Here is a 20,882-nt window from a genome sequence, read left to right on the forward strand (position 1 = left end):
AGTGTCTCGCGGTCCGGGTGACACGCATCAATGCGAATGCCCCGGGAAGTCGGATCTTCTCCGACCTCCCGGGGCATGGTTCACGAAGCGTGCAGCGCTGATTCCGCGGTCAGGGCAGGCGGATCACCCTGGACGCCACGCCTTCACACGCCGATCGGACCGCCGTCGGCGCGCTGGATCACCACCGTCGACGAACGCGGGCGGACGACGCCCGTGGTGGCCTGGGTCGCATCATCCGTGTCGTACGCCGGCCAGTTCACCGGGTGCTGGATGTTCAGGAAGATGCTGGTGTAGTCCGGCGTGAACGCGAAGCCAGTGACTTCGGCTTCGTTCGGGCCGACGAAGAAGCGGCGCAGGTCGGCCTGGTTGGACGCATTGATCGCGGGGCCCGTGCCGGTGCTGTCGGCCAGGGCGCCCGGGATCACGGCCAGCATCTGGTCGTTGGTCGCCTTGGCCACGTTGTTGTTGCGGCCGCCGTCGATACCGTTGTCGGTCTGGATCCACAGGATGCCGCGCGCGTCGAAGCTCAGGCCGTCCGGGCTGGCGAGCTGGTTCAGCGTGGTCAGGCCCGAGCGGTTGGTGTCGGCGTCGGCGCCGGCGTCCGAGCCGAACACGAAGATGTCCCACTTGAACTTGGTCGAGCCCGGCTCGTCGTGCCAGCGCACGATGTGGCCGTTGACGTTGTTCAGGCGCGGGTTGGCCGGGTTCGTGCCCTTGCTGGCGTTGCGGCTGGAGTTGTTGGTCAGCGTGAGGTAGATGTCGCCGTTGGTCGGGTGCGTCGCCGTCCATTCCGGGCGGTCCATGGGCGTGGCGCCCACGAAATCGGCCGCGCCGCGGGTATTGATGATGATGTTCTCTTGGCTGCCGAACTCGTCGGCCAGCGTGCGGCCGCCTGCGCCCACGGTCGAGCCGGTGAGCGCAATCCATTCGCCGGAGCCGTCGGCGTCGAAGCGCGCGACGTACAGCGTGCCCTTGTCCAGGTACTTGGCGCCGACAGCCAGGCGGTCCGTGCGTTCGGCGTCCTTCGGATCCCACACGGCTTCCGAGACGAAGCGGTAGATGTATTCGAAGCGCGAGTCGTCGCCGCTGTAGAAGGCCAGCGGCTTGCCGGCCTCGGGCTTGCCGTAGGCGCAGCCTTCGTGCGCGAAGCGGCCCATCGAGGTGCGCTTGGTGGCGATGCTGTTTTCGTCGTAGGGATCGATCTCGACCAGATAGCCGAAGCCGTTCACCTCGTTGCGCCAGTCCTGCGTGAAGTCCGCGCCGGTTTCGGTGACGTTGAAGCGCGCGAACTCGCCCTGGACCTCCAGCGGATCGGCGGCGCCCGTTTCCCATTGGTAGCGGCCGGCGGTGGCGGGCACGCCGACGCGCAGCTGGTGCGCGGGCTGGGTGCCGGTGTTCACGAAGCAGGCGGCCCAGTTTTCCTCGGCGGTGATGTAGGTGCCCCACGGCGTGAAGCCGTTGCCGCAGTTGTTGTTGGTGCCGCGCACCATCGTGCCGTTCGGCGAATACGGGGTCTTGACCCAGTCCGTGCCGGCCACCGGGCCAGCCAGCTTCATGGGCGTGGCCGACGTGAAGCGGCGGTTGTAGCGCGAGTTGTGGACGATGTTCCAACGGCCGTTCTCGCGGCGCACATGCAGGATCGCCACGCCATGCGCGTTGATTTCCTTGCGGATTTCTTCGATGGGGCGCTTGCCGGCAACGGTGGTGGGACCGTTGGGATGCAGCGCCTGCTGGTCGATGTATTCGTGGTTGACCGCCAGCAGGCCTTCGGTGGAGCTGCCGTTGATCGGGAAGAAATGCATGCCGTCGTGGTGCATGCCGGTGGAATTGAGCAGGTCGGTCGAGCTGTTGTTGCCGTTGCGATCCCAGGGGTTTGCGTTGTCGTTGAACGGCGTGCCCCACGGTGCGAACACGTGGGCGATGTAGCCGGCCGGCACGACGCAGGCGTCGGTCATCGACGGAGCCAAGGAATCGAATCCCAACTTGACCGGCGCGGCGGGCTGCTCGCCGCCGGGCACTTCGGGCGAGGGGTTCTGGCCGCCGCCGTCGACGTCGTCGTCATCGTCGTCGCTGCCATTACAGCCGGCAAGGCCGAGGCTGGTCACGGTGGCGAAGGCGGCGGCGAGGCCGCCGCGCATCACCATGCGGCGCGACATGTTCTTTTCCAGGATCTCGCTGAATGGCGTGCTCTGGCTGGGGTTGCGGACGGTCTTGTCGGAGATGGACTTGCTCATTGGAACTCCTGGCTTTGGGTCTGTGCCCGATCGGGACGAGCAATACTAGAAGTCCGAAATGAAAGGTTAATGACAGATGGTTGAAACCGATTGGCGGTTGACCGACACGCGCGCGATGCCGCAAACAAAAGGCTGACGCCGCTTTCGCGGCGCCAGCCCGGGACTGCCAGGATTGCGGGCGTGGCTATCGGTTCTCGTCGTCCATGGTCAAGCCGCCTTCCTTCATGATGCTTTGCGCGATTTCTTCGGCCGACTTGCCGGCAAAGCCGTGCTCGCCCGCCGTGATGCGCAGGCTGTCGCCTTCCAGCGGGCTCTTCAAGGTGGCCGAGGACAAGAGGATGCCGTTCGAGCGAAGCTGGATGCGCTGGCCCACGCGCTCGCGCGTGAAGGCGGCCAGGGCCTGGGTGCTTTGCGGCTTGAGCTTGATGTCGACGACGCGGGCGTTGGTGTGGGGATCGGCGCCCGGTGTGGCCTGCTCGACTTGCAGGACAACGGATTCGGCGTGGGCGGCCAGGGGGAGGGCGACGGCCAGCGCCGCGGCCAGCGCGTAATGTCGCAGGGTTGGCATGGGAACGCTCCTTCTGTGGGACGACGCCTCCATCCTATACGATCGTGAGGCGCCGCCAGGCGCACCCCGCGCCGCGATGCGTTCGTCGATGGCCGAACGCATCGCGCTCACAGGCGGCCGGCCACGGCGCACGGGCAAGGCCGGAGGACCGCGAGAAGAGGGGCAGGAATGACACGGTTCTTGCCGCCTTGCGCGGCGAAAGCCGGAGTATCATCGGATGTTTTTCTGTTACATCCAAATAAATATTGACATAAAGCGTGGGCTTTCTTTGCGTCTGGTTTGCATCCGGACACGCCCGCGTCTGACAACTCGCATTCGCGCCTTGGGCGTTTGCACATTTTCCGGCATAGTTTGTGACGGCTAGGCCCCGGCCCCGCTCCCTCGCGATAGCAGCATGGCTATACAACCGCAGATTCCATCCCCCACCCACGTGATCGCGGCCTTCGACTTCGACGGCACCCTGACCCAGCGCGACACATTTATCCCGTTTCTGGCCCATCTGTCCTGGGTCCGATTGCTCGCGTCGACGGTCCGAACGTCGCCCGCATTGCTGGCATTCGCCCTGGGCCTGCGCAGCAACGACCACGCCAAGATGGCGCTGTGCCGGGCCGCGCTGCAAGGGCGTTCGCGCGCGGAACTGGCGCACATCGCGCGCGCATGGGTGCACACCATCCCGCTGCGTCCGGGCCTCATCGAGCGGTTGCGCTGGCATCAGCAGCGCGGAGACCGCTGCGTGCTGGTCAGCGCGTCGCCCGATATCTACCTGGATGAGGTCGCGCGCTACCTGGGGTTTGACGACCTCCTCTGCACGCGCATGGCGGTTGACGCGCAGGGCCGGTTGACGGGCGGCTTCGAGGGCCCCAACTGCTGGGGTCCCGAAAAGCTGCGGCGGCTGGTCGAGCGGTTTGGCGAGCCGGACCGGTATGAGCTCCATGCCTATGGCGACAGCCGCGGCGACCAGTGGCTGATCGATGCCGCCCGCCATGCGTGGTATCGCGGCCAGGCGGTCAAGCCATGAATGCCATCCATGCCCTGATATCTCTGCTGCGGCCTCAGCAATGGCTGAAGAATGGCTTTGTCCTGATCGGCCTGATATTCAGCCACAGGTGGTCGGACCCGGCGCTGGTGTTTGCGGTGGGCGTGGGCTTCGTGGCGTTTTGCCTGGCGTCCAGCGCGGTGTACGTGCTGAACGACTATCACGACCGCGCCGTCGATGCGGTCCATCCCAAGAAGCGGCTTCGCGCCATCGCCAGCGGGAGGGTCGGCCTGCGCGCGGCCCGCGCGCTGATCGCCGTGCTGGCCGTCGCGGCGCTGGGCCTGCCGCTCGCCTGCGGGCTGTGGCCCGTGGCGCTGTCCGTCGCTGCCTATCTGCTGCTGAACATTGCGTACACTCTGAGCCTGAAGCACAAGGTGCTGGTCGACGTGTTCTGCATTGCCACCGGCTTCATGATCCGGCTGGCCTGCGGCACTTACGCGGTCGGCATCATTCCGTCGCGATGGATGCTGCTGTGCAGCTTCATGCTGACGCTGTTCCTGGGCTTTGCCAAGCGGCGCGCCGAATTCGCCTCGGCGCCCATCGATGCACCCGCCGCGAATGGCGGCACGCGCACCGTGTTGCGGCACTATTCCCCGCAATTGCTGGACATCCTGGTGGCCATCACCGCCAGTGCGACGCTGCTGGCCTACGGCCTGTACACGGTGGACGCGGAGACCGCGGCATTGCATGGCACGCAGCATCTGGTCATCACGCTGCCCATCGTGACCTTCGGCGTCTTTCGCTATATCTACCTGCTGCACAAGGGCGGATCGGGCGAGGAACCGGGCCGCGACCTCTTGGCCGACACCCCGATACGCATTGCGGTGCTGGTGTGGGTGGCGGTGGTGGTTTTGCTCGTAAGGACGTGAAGATGGCATATGTATGGCTGATACTCAGCGGGGCATGCAGCGTGGCGGCCAGCGTGGCGCTCAAGCTGGCGGGGGCCGCGTCCGCGCAGGCGGCCGCGCCGTCGCTGCTGGCACAGGCATGGCCCTATCTGGGCGCGATTGGCGCCTACGGCCTGGGATTCGGCTTTTACGCGCTGGCGTTGCGCCAGCTCGATCTGACGCTGGCCTACCCGCTGATGGTGGCGTTCGCGATCGCGGGGGTGTTCGTCTATGGGCTGGTGTCGGGCACCGAGACCATCACGGCCCTGCGCATGGCGGGCGCGGCGTTCATCGCCCTCGGCGTCTTTCTCATCTCGAAATAGGCGTGCGAGCACTCCATGAAGCGATTCTTCCATAGCGCAGGCTACCGCTGGTTCTTGCTGTGCTGCGCGTATGTCGTGGTTGCCGCCGCGGTGATGAACGGTTTCTACACCAAATGGCGGCTCAACGACGGCCATCCCGCCCTGGGCCTGTCGCAGATGGTGGAAGGCACCGCCCACCGCCCCTACGTGTACCGCCAGTTCATTCCGGCGCTCGCCAACGGCGTCCAGGCGCTGCTGCCGCCGGCGACCGTCGCGCGCCTGTCCGAACGCCTGTCCGAGCCGCGGCGCGTGAATAGCCGGTCGGGACTGGCGATGCGCTATCCGGGGTCCGAGGCCTTGCTCCCCGCTGTCACCCTGCGCTATCACCTGGTCTATTACCTGACGTTCGTCGCCCTGCTGGCGTCGCTCTTCGTCATGCGGCGGCTCTGCCTGCAGGCCGGCGCCACGGCGGTCGCCTCGACCGCCGCGCCGGCCGTGCTGGCATTGATGCTGCCGTTCTTCCTTACCGAGGGCGGGTATTTCTACGACTTCGTCGAGCTGCTTTTCGTGATGAGCGCAGTGCTGCTGGCCTTGGGGGGATCGCGTCAGACACCGATGAGGCTCGCCGGGCTGGTGGCGCTGGCGGGGCTGGCGACCTGGAACAAGGAGTCTTTTTTCTTTTTCACGCCCGCCCTGTACCCGCTCTTGCGGCGGAACCTGCCCCGCCCGCAGTCGGCCGCCCTGGTGGCCGTGCTGCTGCTGGTCTGCGGCAGCGTCTACCTCGCATTGCGGATGCGCTACGCGGGCAATCCCGGCTCGACCGTTGACTACCAGCTGTGGGACAACCTGCGCTACTACGCCGATCCGGGCAACTGGCTGCGCACCGAAAGCACCTACGGCGTCCTGCTGCCGCGCGGCTTCGGCATCGTGACCGTGCTGGCTTTCGCCGGCATCGCCGTCAACGGATGTGCGGGGCTGCCGCCAGCGCTGCGCGGGCACGCGCGGGTGGCGTTGTGCATCAACCTGCCGCTGTTCTTGCTGTTCTGTTCGCCCGGCGAGATGCGCAACCTCAGCATGCTGTATCCGTCGCTGCTGGTGCTGATGGCGATGGCCTTGACCGCGTGGATGCGCGGCGCGGCAGCGCCTGCGCCTCGCGCAGGCAATCGATGAAGCACTGCGCCGCGGGGGTGGGCGGCGAGCCGGCGCGCGTCAGGATGGAGACGCGTGCCGCGGGAAGCGCATGATCCAGCGGCACCATGCGCAGCCCGCGGGGCAGCAGCTGGTGGTCGAACAGATTGCGCACGAAGATGCCCAGCGCGTCGCTTTCCGCGATGAGCGCCAGCGCCACGGCGATGGACTGGCAGGGAATGACGTCGCGCGGCGGCGGCAGCTTGTGCGCGTCGAACGCCAGCCGCAGCAGGTTGGCGGGCGCCTGGATGTTGCCGGGCAGCAGCCATAGCGCGTCGCCCAGGTCCGCCAGGCTGCGCGCGCCGCGCAAGGGATGGCCCGCGCGCGCACCCACCGCCAGCGGCAGCGAGAACAGGGTGGTCCGTGCAAAGCCGTCGTCGATCTCGCCGTCATACTCGGTCTGGACCAGGAAATCGTAGCGGCCCGACTCCAACTGCTCATGGCTGTAGGGCGGCGCGACTTCGTTGAAGGCCACCGCGACGCGCGGCATGCGCGCGCGAAACGCCGCCAGCGCGGCAGGCAGCACGGTCAGCGCGGCCGAGCTGATGGCCAGGTTGAGGGTGCCGCCTTCACCGTCGCGCATCTGGCCGATTTCTTCCTGGGCCTTGCGCGCTTCCTGCAGGATCAGGACGGCGCGTTTGTACAGCGCCTCGCCGTAAGCGGTGAGCTCGACGCCCTTGGCGCTGCGGCGAACCAGTTCGGCGCCCACGCTTTGCTCCAGTTCGCGCAGGCTGCGGGTGGCGGCAGGTTGGGTGACGAAAAGCGCGCGCGCGGCGGCGCGGATGCTGCGATGCTCGGCGATCAGCACGAAGGCGCGAAGTTGGCGCAGGTTCATGGGCGTTGCGGTCCGGTTGCGGGCCGCCCGCGGCCAGGGGCGGCGACCATATAAAGAAAAGTATTCACTAGAACAAAAATACTGTCTTTTTCTTATCGTGCGCCATCCGTATATTCACGGCGATGGGGCAGGCAAAGCGTCCGGAGCCACGGACGGGCAGCCCCGACCGGACATCAAGGGGAAAACATGTCTATTGCCATCGCCGCATCGGGCGGTCATGCGCTTTACGCGCCGTCGATGCGCCGCCGGGTCATTGCCGGCACCACCATCGGCAACGCGCTGGAGTTCTTCGACTTCACCGTCTTCACCTTCCTGATGCTGGTCATCGGGCCGCTGTTCTTTCCGGCGGCGTCCGCGTACGGCCAGTTGCTGTTGACGACTGCCACCTTCGGCGTGGGCTTCCTGATGCGGCCCGTCGGCGGGATGCTGATCGGGTCGTATGCGGACCGGCATGGGCGGCGCGCGGCGATGACCCTGACGCTGTGGCTGATGGGCCTGGGCTGCGCGCTCATCGCGGCGGCGCCCACCCACGCGCAGATGGGCGTGCTGGGCCCGGTCCTGATGGTGCTGGCGCGGCTGATCCAGGGGTTCGCGGCGGGCGGCGAGGTGGGCGCGTCGACGACGCTTCTGGTCGAACACGCGCCGCCCGGCAAGCGGGGCTTCTATTCGAGCTGGCAGTTCGGCAGCCAGTCGCTCGGCGTGATGCTGGGCGCGCTGACCGTGGCCGTCCTGACCGCGGCATTGACCAAGGCGCAGATGCAGGACTGGGGTTGGCGCGTGCCTTTTGTGATCGGCATCCTGACGGTGCCGGTGGGCGCGTACATCCGGCGCAACCTGGAAGAAACGCTGGAACCCGCGCCCGCGCCCGAGCCCGCTACCGGCGACCGGCGGGCGGCCGTGGCGGGCCACCAGCCGCTGCGGCGGGTGTTTGCCGAGCACAAGGGCACGGTCACCAAAGGTATTCTGCTCGTGATCGGCGGGATGGTGTGCGCGCAGATCATCGGCTTTTACATGCCGGCCTACGCCACCAAGGAACTCGGGCTGCCCGCCACGTCCACGCTGCTGGCCAGCGTGGTGCTGGGTGCGATCGGCTTCGTGCTGGCGCCCATGGTCGGCATGCTCGCCGACCGGGTCGGCCGCAAGCGCGTGATCTTCTGGTCGCGCGCCGTCACGGTATGCGCGCTGCTGCCGTGCTTCGAATGGCTGGTGTCCGCGCCCAGCACGGGCCGGCTGATGACGGTCATCGCCTTGCTGGCCGTGCTGCTCGCGATGCAGACCGCGCCGGTGATCACGATGCTGCCCGAACTGTTCCCCAAGTCCGTGCGCACCACGGGCATGTCGGTCGTGTACGGGCTGGGCATCTCCGTCTTCGGCGGGTTCGCGCAGTTCTTCGTGACGTGGCTGCTGCACGTGACCGGCAACCCGATGGCGCCCGCCTGGTACCTGATGGTCACCGTTACGCTTTCCACCGTGGTGCTGTTCTGGATACGGGACCGCACCGGCCACGACATCGACAGCCAGGAGCCCTGATCATGCCATCGCCGAATCGCTATTTTTCCGACAGCTACGCGCAGGCGCGCGAGCGCTTCCTGGCCGCGGCCGCGCCGCTGGCCTCGCATGTGCAGTCCTACGCCATCGCGCCGACGGGCAGCCAGGGCGAACCGCTGGCCACGGACGTGGCGCTGATCGGCGATGCCGACGCGCAGCGCCTGCTGATCATGACGTCGGCCACGCATGGCGTGGAAGGCTTCTGCGGATCGGGCTGCCAGCTTGCGCTGCTGGATGACGCGCCCATGCTGGAACGCGCGCGCCAGGCGGGCGTGGCGTTGCTGCTGGTCCATGCGGTGAATCCCTACGGCTTTTCCTGGATCGCCCGCACGGACGAGGACAATGTGGACCTGAACCGCAATGCCCAGCCGTTCGACGGCGGGCCGCTGCCGGCCAATCCCGGCTACGGCGACATCCATGACCTGCTGCTGCCGCAGACGTGGCCGCCGACCGAGCAGAACCGGCAGGCCATCGCGCGCCACATCGACGAGCACGGGCTGGCCGCCACGACGCAGGCGGTGTCGCGCGGTCAATACACGCATCCCGATGGCCTGTTCTACGGCGGCGCGCGCCATGCGCCGTCGCTGCTCAACCTGCGGCAGATCCTGCGGACCCACGCCAGCCGGCACGCGCGCATTGGCTGGATCGACGTGCACACCGGACTGGGTCCGCGCGGCCACGGCGAGAAGATCTACGCCGGGCGGCGCGACGACGTGCAAGTGGCGCGCGCGCGGCAGTGGTGGGGCAGCGACCTCGCGGTGCCTTACCAGGGCAGTTCGGCCTCGGTGGACATCACGGGCCATCTGGCGGGGCTGATCTACGACGCCTGCCCGGCGTCCGAGCCCACCTTGATGGCGCTGGAATTCGGCACGCTGCGATGGGACGAGGTGGTGCACGCGCTGCGCGGACGCAACTGGCTGCGTGCGCATCCGGATGCGCACGACGCGTTGCGCCGCGACATCCTGCGCGCCACGAAGGACGCGTTCTATTGCGGGCAGGAAGACTGGCACGGCATGGTGCTGGGCCAGAGCCGCGTGGCGGTGTTGCAGGCGCTGTGCGGCCTGGAGGCGGCGCCGTAGCTGCCCGGTAGCTGCCCGGTAGCTGCGGCCGCGGGCGTCGGGTTGCACCTGCCCGGCCGTTGCATTACGGCAGGTTGCACCGGTTGTGGGGCTACCGCAGGGATAACCCGCGACTTTTGTCGTGTCGTGGGTTATCCCTACTTGAGCCGCGCAGCAACCGCTAGATATGCTTGGTTAACCGTAGGGGCCGAAGAGTCTCCGGAGGAGTTTCGAACCGAGCCGGCAGTTGCTGAAAGGATCCGGATTTGCAGAATGCACCTCCTTTGGACCCAGCCGTCGCGGTCTCGCGGGAAAAGCCGTTGCGCGTGATCCCGTGGGCCACGTGGCTGCACCGCGTTTTCGTGGTACTCATGTATGCGTTCATGCTCAGCCCCATCGTGCTGGTGGTCTGGCTCAGCTTCTTCAAGGACGCCATCCTCTATTTCCCGCCGTCGGGCTACACGCTGTCCTGGTACGTGAAAGCCTGGGAGAACCCTGCGTTCGCCAATGGCTTCATCTTCAGCCTGCAGGTGTCGCTGGTGGCCGCGTTCATCGGCGTGGTCATGGGCGTGCTGGCGGCGGTCGCCATCGCGCGCTATCGCTTCGCGGGCAGCAAGGGCGTCAACACGCTGCTGCTCTCGCCGCTGCTGATCCCCGGCATCGTCGCGGGCGTGGGGATCTATCTTTTTTACCTGCGCGCCGAGAACGTGCTGGACCAGGACCTCGTCGGCACCTTCGGCGGCCTGGTCATCGCCCACGTGTGCCTCACCATCCCGTGGACCGTGCGCCTCGTCACGGCCGGCATGGCCGGCCTGGACGGTTCCATCGAAGAGGCCGCGCGCAACCTGGGCGCCAGCGCTCCCAAGGCCTTTCTGCGCGTGACGCTGCCCATGCTGCGTCCCTCCATCGTCGCGGCCGCCCTGTTCAGCTTCGTGGTGTCTTTCGAGAACCTTGAACTGTCGCTGTCGCTGGTGGGGCCCGGACGCACGACGCTGCCGATCGCGATCATGCAGTACCTCGAATTCAACCTGGACCCGACGATCGCGTCGGTGGCCTCGGTGCAAATCCTGCTGTTGGGCATCATCATGCTTGTGACCGACCGCTATGTGAAACTCAGTCAGGTGGTGTAAGAAATGGCGAAGGTCTCAATCGAGAACATCCGCAAGCAGTTCGGCGCGGCGGTCGCGGTGTCCGACTTTTCCCTGGAGATCGCCGAAGGCGAGCTGGTCACGTTCCTGGGCCCCAGCGGCTGCGGCAAGACCACGACGCTGCGCATGATCGCCGGCTTCATCACGCCCACGGCGGGGCGGATCCGCATCGGCGAAACGGACGTCACCAGGCTGCCCGTGCACAAGCGCGACACCGGCATGGTGTTCCAGCGCTACGCGCTTTTCCCGCATATGACGGTGGCCGAGAACGTGGCGTTCGGCCTGGAGATGCACAAAGTCCCCAAGGCCGACCGCGACGCCAAGATCCGCCGGGTGCTGGACATGGTGCGCATGACCGAGCTGCGCGACCGCTATCCCCGCCAGCTTTCCGGCGGCCAGCAGCAACGCGTGGCGATCGCCCGCGCGCTGGCCATCGAGCCCAAGGTGTTCCTGCTGGATGAACCGCTATCCAATCTTGACGCCAAGCTGCGCCTGGAGGTGCGCGAGGAAATCCGCGCCCTGCAGCGGCGCCTGGGCCTGACCACGGTCTTCGTGACGCACGACCAGGAAGAGGCGCTGGCCATCGCGGACCGCATGGCGATCATGCATGACGGCATCGTGCAGCAGGTCGGCGCGCCCGACACGCTCTACGAGCGGCCGGCCAATCTCTTCGTGGCCGACTTCCTGGGCAAGATGAACGTCTTCACGGGGCGCGGCCAGGCCGACGACCAGTTCCAGACCCAGGCCGGCCAGCGCATCGCCGCGCCCGGCGGCGGCAAGGCCACGCATGTGGGTGTGCGGCCCGAGCGGGTGCGGCTGCAGTCGCAGCCTTCGGGCGGCAACGCGCTGGCGGGCGTCGTCGAATCGTCGCTCTACCTGGGGTCGGTGCTGGAGGTGCGGGTGCAGCTCGATGGGGGCGATCGCATGATCAGCCAGGTCGTCAATGGCGGCGCACGCGCCGCGCCGCCCGTCGCCGGTGCGCGCGTCTACGCGTGCTTCGAGCCCGACGACTGCGTGGCCTTCACGCAATAGGAGGCGACATGACGACCGCAACGCAGGACGGGCGGCCCAGCCGCTGGCTGGGTCCGGGGCTGGCATTTCCGGCTTCGCTGGTGGTGCTGGTGATCATCATGATCCCCATCCTCCAACTGGCGCGCTACAGCTTCAATCATTTCGACCCGGTCGAGATGATGCAGACGGCCTTCACCTTCGAGAACTACGCCAAGTTCTTTGGCGATCCCTACTATCGCGACATCTTCTTCACCACGCTGGGCATCGCGGCGCTGTGCACCGTGCTGGCCCTGGTGCTGGGTTTTCCGGTGGCGTACTTCCTGGCGCGCACGCAGAGCCGGTTCAAGAGCCTGTTCGTGATCCTGCTCGTGTTTCCCCTGATGGTGGGCAACGTGGTGCGCGCGGCGGGCTGGATGGTCGCGCTGGGCAACGCCGGCGTCGTCAACGCGGTGCTGCAGGGGCTGGGCATCATCGAGAAGCCGCTGACCCTGATGTACACGCCCACCGCCGTCGTGATCGGCACCACCGCTGTCGTCATGCCCTATCTGATCCTGACGCTGCAAAGCGTGCTGGAAGGCATGGACCTGTCGGTGGAAGAGGCGGCGCGCAACGTGGGCGCCAGCTTCTTCACCACGTTCCGCCGCATCGTGCTTCCGATCGCCGCCCCGGGCGTGGCGGCGGGGACGATGCTGGTGTTCATTCTGTGCATGAATGCCTACGCCACGCCGGTGCTGCTGGGCGGGTCGGGCCTGACGATGATGGCGCCCGCGCTGTACGACCAGATCACCAAGGCCTCGAACTGGCCGTTCGGCGCCGCGCTGGCGGTCATCCTGGTCTGCGGCACGCTCATCATCGCGCTGGTTTCGAACTGGCTGATCCACCGCCGCTATATCAAGACCATGGCGTCCTGACCGCGACGCCACCCACAAGGAACTCACCATGTCCGCTGTATTGTTCAAGAACGCGAACCTGCTCGATCCCCTGCAGCCCGATCTGCTGGAGGGACACCACGTGCTGGTGGAAGACGGCGTCATCAAGGAAGTGTCGGACAAGCCGATCGGCGCATCCTCGGCGCGCGTGATCGATGCCGCGGGCCGCACGCTGATGCCGGGCCTGATCGACCTGCACGTGCACGTGCTGGCCACGCAGTTGAATCTCAGCACCCAGGGCGTGCTGCCCGATGCGCTGGTCATGATGCGCGCGGTGCCCATCATGGCCGCGATGCTGCGCCGCGGCTTCACCACGGTGCGCGACGCGGGCGGCGCGGGCTGGGGCCTGAAATGCGCCGTCAATGAGGGCACGGTCAAGGGGCCGCGCCTGTTCATCTCGGGGCGCGCCATCAGCCAGACCGGCGGCCACGGCGATCCGCGGCCGCGTTCGGACCACCTGCGCCCCATGAGCTTCTGCGGCTGCTGCTTTCGCGCCGGCGACATCGGCCGGGTGGCGGACGGCATCGACGACGTGCGCAAGGCCGTGCGCCAGGAACTGCAGATGGGCGCGGACCAGATCAAGATGATGGCCTCGGGCGGCGTGGCTTCGCCCACCGATCCCATCGCGTCCTTCGGCTATTCGGAAGAAGAGATCCGCGTCATCGTCGACGAGGCCGCCAGCCGCCAGACCTATGTGATGGCGCATTCCTATACCGCCGACGCCATCGAGCGCGCCATCCGCAACGGCGTGCGCACCATCGAGCACGGCAACCTGGTCGATGCGCGCGTGGCGCGCTTCATGGCCGAGAAGGGCGCGTTCGTGGTGCCGACGCTGGTCACCTACGAGGCGCTTGCCAACGAAGGCGCCGACTATGGCCTGCCGCCCGATTCGGTGGCGAAGATCGCCACGGTGCGCACCGCCGGCCTGCATTCGCTGGAGATCTATAAAAAGGCGGGCGTGAAGATCGGCTACGGCTCCGACCTGTTGGGTCCGTCCCAGCGCCTGCAAAGCGACGAATTCCGCATCCGCAGCGAGGTGCTGTCCGCGCAGGAAGTCATCCAGTGCGCGACCACGACCGCCGCCGAAGTGCTTAACCAGGTCGGGCAACTGGGCCGCATCCAGGAAGGCGCGCTGGCGGACGTGCTGCTGGTCGACGGCAATCCCTACCGCGATCTGTCCTGCCTGCTGGGGCAGGGCGAGCACATCGGCCTGATCATGAAGGGCGGGGTCATCGAACACAACGAACTGGGGGTGTAGGGGCCATGAGCGATCCCACGTTTTCGCAGTCGGAAGTCGGCGAAGAGTCGCGCGACGTCAATGCCGCCAAGGGCTGGCATCCGCCCTCGGCACCGGCGCCCCGCGACCGCGGCCTCGGGCCGTTTCCGCGGCTGATCCTGCGCGGAGCCACGATCATCGACGGCACCGGCGCGCCGCCGTGGGGGCCGGTCGACATCGTCATCGAGAATGAACGCATCACGGCGCTGGTCAATGTGGGCACGCCGCACAAGGCCATCGACCCCAAGCGCCGGCCCGGGCCGGGCGACCACGAGATCGATTGCCACGGCAAGTTCGTGACGCCGGGCTTCGTGGACGCGCATGCCCACATCGGCACGCCTTATCACGCCATGAGCGGCATCGTGCCGCCCGCCGACTACATCTACAAGCTGTGGCTGGCCCACGGCGTGACGACCGTGCGCGAGATGGGCGCGATGGGCGGGCTGGGCTGGACGATGGAACAGCGCGAGCTGTCCGCCGCCAACAAGATCGCCGCGCCGCGCATGATCGTGCACTCGGTGTTCCCGGCGGTGAATGATCGCGTCAAGACCATCCACACGCCCGAGCAGGGCCGCGAATGGGTGCGCAAGCTGGCCGCGCGCGGCGCGGACGGCATCAAGTTCTTCGGCGCGCCGCCCGCCATCATGGAAGCCGCGCTGGACGAGGCCGCCAAGGTGGGCCTGCGCTCGGGCTGCCATCACGCGCAGATGGCGGTGACGCGCGTGAACGCGCTGAAGTCCGCGCGCTGGGGGCTCACCAGTTCCGAGCATTACTACGGCCTGCCGGAGGCGCTCTTTGAAGACCGCGTCGTGCAGTCCTTTCCCACGGACTACAACTACAGCGACGAGTACTACCGCTTCGCCGTGGCGGGCCAGACCTTCATGCAGGCCGCCCAGCCCGGTTCGGCCAAGTGGCGCCAAGTCATGGACGAATTTCTGGAGCTGGGCCACACCTTCGTGCCCACCTTCAACATCTATGACGCCAACCGCGACCTGATGCGCGCGCGCCGCGCCGACTGGCACGATGAATACACCTGGAAGGCGGTGTGGCGTTACTTCCAGCCCCAGCGCGGCGGCCATGGCGCCTACTGGTATCGCTGGAGCACCACCAACGAGATCGAGTGGAAGCAGAACTACCGGATCTGGATGCAGTTCATCAACGAATACAAGAACCTGGGCGGACGCGTCTGCGCGGGCAGCGATTCGGGATTCATCTACCAGATCTACGGGTTCGGCTTCATCCGCGAACTGGAATTGCTGCAGGAAGCGGGCTTTCATCCGATCGAGGTCCTGCGCGCCGCCACGTCGCACAGCGCGGCGCTGCTGGGCATCGACGAGGACACCGGTTCCATCGACGTGCAAAAGCGCGCCGACCTGCTGATTCACGACCAGAATCCGCTGACCGACTTCAAGTTGCTGTTCGGCACTGGCGCCATGCGCCTGAACGACGATACGGCCAAGGTAGAGTGGCAGCGTTGCCTGCGCACCACCATCAAATCCGGCGTGGTGTATGACACCGCCGAACTGCTGGCGGACGTGCGCGCCCTGGTCAAGGACAGCTGGGCTGACGATCCGGACGGCGAACGGCCGCCGACGGGCGGGGCCCCCGCGGGTTCGCCCTGCGATGCCGGCGAGGACGCGTCCTGATGGCCGTCGATCTGTTCCTGTTGTGCGGGTTCCTCGGCAGCGGCAAAACCACGCTGCTGGTGGATTACCTGCGCGATCCGGAATCGCGGGACACGGGTGTGATCGTCAACGAGGCGGGCGAGGTCGGCGTGGACGGCGCCATCGTGGCCAACGACAGCGACAACGTGCCGATGACCTTGATGGCCAACGGGTGCGTCTGCTGTTCGCTGCGCAGTGACCTGGTTTTCACGTTGAGCGCGCTGCTTGATGCGCCGCGGCCGGAAGGGGCGGGCCCGCTGGCCCGGGTCATCCTGGAATGCAGCGGCCTGTCGCGGCCCGGCCCGATCATCGCCTCGCTGGCGGATCCCGAGCTGGCGAGCCGCGGCCTGCGGCTGACGGTGGTCTGCACCGACGACTGCGCGCGCGATCCCGATGCGCTGGCCGAGATGGACGAAGCCATGGCGCAGTTCGGCGCCGCCCATCGCATCGTGCTCACCAAGACTGATCTATTGCCGGCGGCGCCGGACGCGCTGGCACGCCGCGCCGCGCGTGCCGCGGCCCTGAACCCGCTGGCGGTCATCGTTGCCGACACGGACCGGCGGCGCGCCGTGCAGGCCGCTTTTGCCCCGTCGCAAGGCGTCGCGGACCTGGCCGGCCTGGCCGCGCAAATGCTGGCGGCAGGCGGGCAGGGCGGGGCGCATCCCCGCATCCGCGTGATGGCGGCGCGCGCCGAGCCCGGCATCAGTTGGACCGATTTCTCCGAGTGGCTGGACAACCTGGCCGGCCTTTGCGGCGAGCGCCTGCTGCGCGTCAAGGCCGTGGTGCGCGTCAGCGATTGCGAGGAGCCCATCTTGATCCAGTCGGTCGGCTCGACCTTCAGCGCGCCGCAGCGCCTGACCCGGCAGCCCGATGCACGCGACGCCATCATCGTGATCGCGCGCGACATCGAGGCCGACGAGATCCGCGCATCGGCACCGGCCGCGCCGGTGCGGATGCTGGTCTGAATACCGTTTAACCCAACGCCGCGCAGCGCACTGGCCTGTTGCGCGGCGCATCGTAGCAAGTCGTCAGTTCCTTTCGATACGAGGTCGTTATGCAAGAGAAAAACCTGAATCGCCGTGGCTTCATCAAGACGGCCTCCGGCCTGGCCCTGGCGCCGGCCCTGGGCTGGCTGCCCGGCATGGCGAACGCCGCCGAAAAGGAAATCGTGGTGGGCACCTGGGGCGGCGATTACCAGAACCTGCTGCAACAGATCATCAACCCCATCGTCGCCAAAGAAGACGTGAAGGTGGTCTATGACACGGGCAACGCGGTGGGCCGCGTCACCAAACTGCGCGCCGAGAAGAACTCGCGTCGCGGCAGCATGGACGTTGCGCTGCTGGGCGAAGTCGACATGTACGACGCCGAGCGCTCCGGCACCCTGGAGCCCATCGATGCCAAGAAGCTGCCCAACCTGGCTCACGCCATCGAAACGCTGAAGACGCCGTACTCCATTCCGCACATCTTCAGCGCGATGACGCTGGTCTACAACACCGAAAAATTCCCCACGCCGCCCGACTCGCTGCAGGTCCTGCTGGATCCGAAATGGAAAGGACAGGTGGGCTTTTCGGACATCCTGTATCTCTATAACTCCGTCTTCGTGGGCCTGGGCGCGGGCGGAACCACCAAGGACTTCGAAGGGGGCAAGCGCTTTCTCGCCAAACTCAAGCCCAACGAGCCGCGCATCTACCCCTCCAACGAAGCCGTCGCCGCCGCCTTCAAATCCGGCGAAATCGCCATCGCCGTCATGTGGAAGGCCCGCGCGCTGCAATGGAAGGACAGCGGCCTGCCGCTGGGCTTCGTCATCCCCAAGGAAGGCTCCGTGCCGGTGTCCTTCGAAGCCGCCGTCGCCAAGAACAGCCGCAACAAGGACGCCGCATGGGCATATCTCAACGCCATGCTGGACCCGCAAGGCCAGATCGGCTTCGCCGAAAAAATGGGCTACGCGCCCACGGTGACCAATGCGTCGCTGCCGGAGGCGTTAAAGCGCGTGGGGTTCAGTGAGGCCGAGGTCAAGTTGCTGCACGCGTATGACCTGAAGGGGCTGACGGAGAAGAAGGCGGATATTCTGGAGTTTTGGAATAAGGAGTTCAAGGCGGGGTGAGGCGGGGGGGGTTCATGCTGGGTTGATGGGGGGCTTGGCATGAGCTTGAATCGGGGATGTGGCTCACGCACTCTAGTTTGGGAGACGCCGTCTCAACTGTGAGCGGGCATTACATGTTCCCGCGTGAGCGACGTGCTCGTGCCCTGGGCCCTGCGGCAAATATGCAATTCATTTACAGACCCAGACGGGTTCGTCCTCATAAGTGAAAATAATGGAATAAAGAGTCGCCAGCTTTCCGCCAAAGCGAATTTTTTTAGAACGGCTTTTGGTGTAAATATATAGCCGCGCGAGATCGCCTCCTTTCGTAGGCACAAGGAAACATCTTCCTCAGGCAAAATTTCCTGCGGCTCTTGCTGGCTTCCGTCCGGAAGGATAACTGACACGTAGAAGTATGGGCCTACCAAAGATAGCCGGAGAAGGTGTTGCTTTCCTTCTATCCAAACGATATAGCCATAGCTCACATCCGTATTGGGTTCGGTGTCCTCAACGACGTGAAAATTCGACCTAAGGTATTCTATGAATTCTGGATATTTTGAATGCTCGAAGAACTGATGGGTGAATGTGTATTTCGGATTTTCGAGATTGCCATACGCTTCAATCACGTGCCGCTTAAAATCGTCAATGTCGAATGAATTATGTTTTTTCTTGATCCTTGAGATCCCCATGTATTTTCTCTGAATTGCGTTGGTGAGCTTGAACAATACGCGCATCAGAAACGGCTATATTTCGTGCCGTTTATATTTATCCATTTCAAACTCCGGAGCGAATGGGTCGGATGAAAAGGGGGGGCGTATTGAGACGGATCCTGGCGAAGTCCCTGCGGCTACGAGCAGCTCACTGCCGGTTTGGCTTGTGAATACTATTCCGCACTCTGCATAGATATCAGGCTCGTTATACGTAAGGCGTTCACATTTCAAGATGGTGAAATTGTGCACGTCCGTCATAATAAATTGTGGATCTTCTTCAGAAGAGAGTGAAATTGAGAAGTGTATATTTAGGCTTCCGATTTCTTGCCAGCCTCCAACTGAATTGGTCGCAGATGAAAAATCAACGATCCATCCCCTGTCCAGCACGATTCTGAACGGCCATGCGGCGCTAAGCGAGTGCTGCGGGGGAAGGCCATAAAGTTGGATGCGAGACTGATGGAAAATTGATTTCAAATCTCCGTTATTTGGTCCTTCCACCTGAAACGGCAATATGTGCTTCCCTGCTTGCAGCGTGTTAGTAATGAAGGATTTCATGAGGTTCTTTGCCTTGTGCAGGTCATCTCGTCAACTTCGATTATGCAGAGTACCCTTTCATTTTCATGACGCTTTGCACCTTTCCTGAAAAGTCTCCCAACCTGTTGAACATTTGGAAAAACCATTCAAAGCAATCCTTTAGCAAATCCTCATCAATTGGCTCCGGATATGTTGTGCACATAAGCGCTCGCACTATCGCTTCCGCCCTGCCGGAAGGCGCCGCTTTAAATTGCTTGCTATCCAGGAAGTCCCAGCAAGCCACTCTCATTTTTTCCAATTCATCGGCGTTGTTAATGTGACCGCCCCAATACTCTCGAGCAACGCTAAAGGTCCGCTTTCCAATATCCGGAATCTCGCGGTCCGATTCAATGAATTCGAAACACAGACACAGGAACTGCATCAGCGCGATATCAGACTCTTCTTTTGAATTCTCCTTTAGGTAGTATTTGATTTTCTTGTAAATAGAGTTTCCGTCAATCATGGTCTACACCAAATTGGCCTAATACGTTTGCGCAGGAAGTTCTTCTCTAGCTCGTTTCTTAGATGATCGGCGTTGACTCTATCGACGAGCACCCCACCCGCGAGTTAAGGCTGCGCTTGGAGCAGGTAGGCCATGAATCCAATACGAAAATGGCGTCTGGGAGGCACCTTACCGCTATACCTCCCGAACCGAATAACTGACTCCGAAATCAGTAAGAACCTTGTCAATGATGCCGAGAATTATCTCTAAATCTTTTCCGTTAAGATTGCTGACGACGAAAAGGCCGTCGTCAATTTTCTCAATAGAGAAGTTCACCCACTTCGGGTTTATGCTTGGAATCCAGAGGCAATCGTGACCGGCTTGGTGCGAATTTGGGAACTTCGCATTTATAGAACGATTGATTGAATCAATAGCCTCTTGGCTGATTTTTTCAGCATTAATGATATATTCAGTGCTCATGATTATCCTATGATCCACATCCGTGAGGGCGACCTCGCTTGATTGGATAGTCCTTTGGGTTGCATATCCCAATATGTGTCTCATCATGATTTACGCTCGAAGTCCCTCAATCGTTTAGGCCACCTTGCCGGGGTCATATTTGTGAACGTGAGCATTCGCGCCAGATTTTGAAAGAGGCAGAAAATTCTTCGTCGTCATGCTCATATTTCCATATGGTTCGATGCGAACTTGCGGTCCAGCATGATGATTCCACGTTTGGTTACCTGTGCTTTTCTGTTTGACCTGGATGTCCCCGGAGTCGCTAATAAGCCGAGTAATTTGGGATAATGACATTCCTTTAAGTTGCGGCAACTCAGCGGAGGCCGCCAAGCCCCGAGAATCACTCCATGAAATTGGGTGGGTGCATATTGATAAACATTCAACCCGCACGCAAACCCAATCGGATCCTTCGCGATGAATCGCCCGATATGCGGATCTTAGTACCGGTGCCCGTTGTAATGCAGGCTGGATCTGGGTCCAGATACTGCCTCTGGAATCCGATCGGATACGTATCTCCCCGCGCGGAGGCATCGGTGATGGCCTCTTTCGCCGCGGCCGACGCGTGGTAGTGGGCGCTCCAAACGATGTCGCCTTGGGCGTCGGTCAGTTCCTGCGGCGTGCCCGAGTGATCGTAGTGATACCAGGCCAGGGGTCCACCGGGTGCGGGTCGGGCGAGATCGTCCAGGGCGGATCGCCGGCGATGTTATGGACGCTGGCGTACTCCGGTTGCTGGTGCAGCAGTATGGGTTTGCGGCTGATTGCCTGCGCCAGCGGCACTAAGTCTTCCTGCTCGTGCTTTAGAATTCTCGCGCTGTAACAACTCTCATGTCCGCAAGGGCATTACCAAGGTCTGCGTACACTGGGTCATTCTCCT

The 20,882-nt window shown here is 64.2% G+C and carries 21 protein-coding genes; 13 read left to right on the plus strand and 8 right to left on the minus strand.

Annotated elements, in window-relative coordinates; all coding sequences use genetic code 11:
* Window positions 1–143 precede the first annotated feature (143 nt).
* Window positions 144–2,234 carry a PhoX family protein gene (locus ACZ50Q_RS02295; RefSeq protein WP_464080413.1) on the minus strand — a complete coding sequence of 697 codons (2,091 nt, stop codon included), beginning with the start codon at window positions 2,232–2,234 and terminating at the stop codon, window positions 144–146.
* A gap of 184 nt (window positions 2,235–2,418) precedes the next feature.
* Window positions 2,419–2,802, minus strand: a complete 384-nt coding sequence (locus ACZ50Q_RS02300) for a SecDF P1 head subdomain-containing protein (RefSeq protein WP_092576376.1) — start codon at window positions 2,800–2,802, stop codon at window positions 2,419–2,421.
* Between the two features lie 394 nt (window positions 2,803–3,196).
* On the opposite strand from ACZ50Q_RS02300, the gene ACZ50Q_RS02305 reads away from it, so the two are divergent.
* Genes ACZ50Q_RS02305 through ACZ50Q_RS02320 form a run of 4 tightly spaced genes read left to right on the plus strand, consistent with a single transcriptional unit; the run spans window position 3,197 to window position 6,197 of the window.
* Window positions 3,197–3,820, plus strand: coding sequence for an HAD-IB family hydrolase (locus tag ACZ50Q_RS02305; RefSeq protein ID WP_092576373.1), 624 nt, complete (start codon window positions 3,197–3,199; stop codon window positions 3,818–3,820).
* Window positions 3,817–4,707: a decaprenyl-phosphate phosphoribosyltransferase gene (locus ACZ50Q_RS02310; RefSeq protein WP_464080414.1), complete on the plus strand. Its 891-nt coding sequence runs from the start codon at window positions 3,817–3,819 to the stop codon at window positions 4,705–4,707. Before ACZ50Q_RS02305 ends, ACZ50Q_RS02310 begins: the two co-directional genes overlap by 4 nt.
* A 2-nt stretch (window positions 4,708–4,709) precedes the next feature.
* Complete coding sequence (locus tag ACZ50Q_RS02315) at window positions 4,710–5,048, plus strand: DMT family transporter (RefSeq protein WP_464080415.1); 339 nt, start codon at window positions 4,710–4,712, stop codon at window positions 5,046–5,048.
* A 15-nt stretch (window positions 5,049–5,063) separates the two neighbouring features.
* Window positions 5,064–6,197, plus strand: a complete 1,134-nt coding sequence (locus ACZ50Q_RS02320; protein WP_464080416.1) for a hypothetical protein — start codon at window positions 5,064–5,066, stop codon at window positions 6,195–6,197.
* Here ACZ50Q_RS02320 and ACZ50Q_RS02325 read toward each other — a convergent pair.
* Window positions 6,097–7,050 (minus strand): LysR substrate-binding domain-containing protein, encoded by a 954-nt coding sequence (locus tag ACZ50Q_RS02325; protein WP_464080417.1) that lies wholly within the window; start codon window positions 7,048–7,050, stop codon window positions 6,097–6,099. The two genes, ACZ50Q_RS02320 and ACZ50Q_RS02325, sit on opposite strands and share 101 nt — an antisense overlap.
* Window positions 7,051–7,236: 186 nt before the next feature.
* Between ACZ50Q_RS02325 and ACZ50Q_RS02330 the strand changes: the two genes are divergently transcribed.
* From ACZ50Q_RS02330 to ACZ50Q_RS02370, 9 genes are all read left to right on the plus strand, one after another.
* The gene (locus ACZ50Q_RS02330) at window positions 7,237–8,580 is read left to right on the plus strand and encodes an MFS transporter (protein ID WP_464080418.1); all 1,344 of its coding nucleotides are present in this window, start codon (window positions 7,237–7,239) and stop codon (window positions 8,578–8,580) included.
* Window positions 8,581–8,582: 2 nt separating this feature from the next.
* Entirely contained in the window at window positions 8,583–9,677 is a 1,095-nt protein-coding gene (locus ACZ50Q_RS02335) for a M14 family metallopeptidase (protein WP_464080419.1), read from the plus strand.
* A 350-nt stretch (window positions 9,678–10,027) separates the two neighbouring features.
* Entirely contained in the window at window positions 10,028–10,786 is a 759-nt protein-coding gene (locus tag ACZ50Q_RS02340; RefSeq protein WP_464081940.1) for an ABC transporter permease, read from the plus strand.
* A 3-nt stretch (window positions 10,787–10,789) separates the two neighbouring features.
* Window positions 10,790–11,836 (plus strand): ABC transporter ATP-binding protein, encoded by a 1,047-nt coding sequence (locus ACZ50Q_RS02345; protein WP_092576351.1) that lies wholly within the window; start codon window positions 10,790–10,792, stop codon window positions 11,834–11,836.
* 8 nt (window positions 11,837–11,844) lie between these two features.
* Complete coding sequence (locus tag ACZ50Q_RS02350; RefSeq protein WP_464080420.1) at window positions 11,845–12,726, plus strand: ABC transporter permease; 882 nt, start codon at window positions 11,845–11,847, stop codon at window positions 12,724–12,726.
* A gap of 28 nt (window positions 12,727–12,754) precedes the next feature.
* On the plus strand, window positions 12,755–14,002 hold the full coding sequence (locus ACZ50Q_RS02355; protein WP_464080421.1) for a metal-dependent hydrolase family protein: 1,248 nt from the start codon (window positions 12,755–12,757) through the stop codon (window positions 14,000–14,002).
* Window positions 14,003–14,007: 5 nt separating this feature from the next.
* Window positions 14,008–15,666 (plus strand): amidohydrolase family protein, encoded by a 1,659-nt coding sequence (locus ACZ50Q_RS02360; RefSeq protein ID WP_464080422.1) that lies wholly within the window; start codon window positions 14,008–14,010, stop codon window positions 15,664–15,666.
* Window positions 15,666–16,649, plus strand: coding sequence for a CobW family GTP-binding protein (locus ACZ50Q_RS02365; protein ID WP_464080423.1), 984 nt, complete (start codon window positions 15,666–15,668; stop codon window positions 16,647–16,649). The genes ACZ50Q_RS02360 and ACZ50Q_RS02365 overlap by 1 nt, the downstream gene beginning before the upstream one ends.
* A gap of 89 nt (window positions 16,650–16,738) precedes the next feature.
* Window positions 16,739–17,788, plus strand: a complete 1,050-nt coding sequence (locus tag ACZ50Q_RS02370; RefSeq protein WP_076517464.1) for an ABC transporter substrate-binding protein — start codon at window positions 16,739–16,741, stop codon at window positions 17,786–17,788.
* Window positions 17,789–17,880: 92 nt separating this feature from the next.
* Here the strand turns inward: ACZ50Q_RS02370 and ACZ50Q_RS02375 are convergent, their stop codons facing one another.
* The 5 genes from ACZ50Q_RS02375 to ACZ50Q_RS02395 form a co-directional block, all read right to left on the minus strand.
* The gene (locus ACZ50Q_RS02375; RefSeq protein WP_464080424.1) at window positions 17,881–18,498 is read right to left on the minus strand and encodes a hypothetical protein; all 618 of its coding nucleotides are present in this window, start codon (window positions 18,496–18,498) and stop codon (window positions 17,881–17,883) included.
* Window positions 18,499–18,507: 9 nt separating this feature from the next.
* On the minus strand, window positions 18,508–19,029 hold the full coding sequence (locus ACZ50Q_RS02380) for a hypothetical protein (protein WP_464080425.1): 522 nt from the start codon (window positions 19,027–19,029) through the stop codon (window positions 18,508–18,510).
* A gap of 40 nt (window positions 19,030–19,069) precedes the next feature.
* Entirely contained in the window at window positions 19,070–19,510 is a 441-nt protein-coding gene (locus ACZ50Q_RS02385; RefSeq protein ID WP_464080426.1) for a hypothetical protein, read from the minus strand.
* Between the two features lie 174 nt (window positions 19,511–19,684).
* Window positions 19,685–19,969, minus strand: coding sequence for a hypothetical protein (locus ACZ50Q_RS02390; protein WP_464080427.1), 285 nt, complete (start codon window positions 19,967–19,969; stop codon window positions 19,685–19,687).
* Between the two features lie 418 nt (window positions 19,970–20,387).
* Complete coding sequence (locus ACZ50Q_RS02395; RefSeq protein ID WP_464081941.1) at window positions 20,388–20,693, minus strand: RHS domain-containing protein; 306 nt, start codon at window positions 20,691–20,693, stop codon at window positions 20,388–20,390.
* Window positions 20,694–20,882: the final 189 nt, after the last annotated feature.

This window comes from Achromobacter sp. T5-5, from assembly GCF_055397965.1.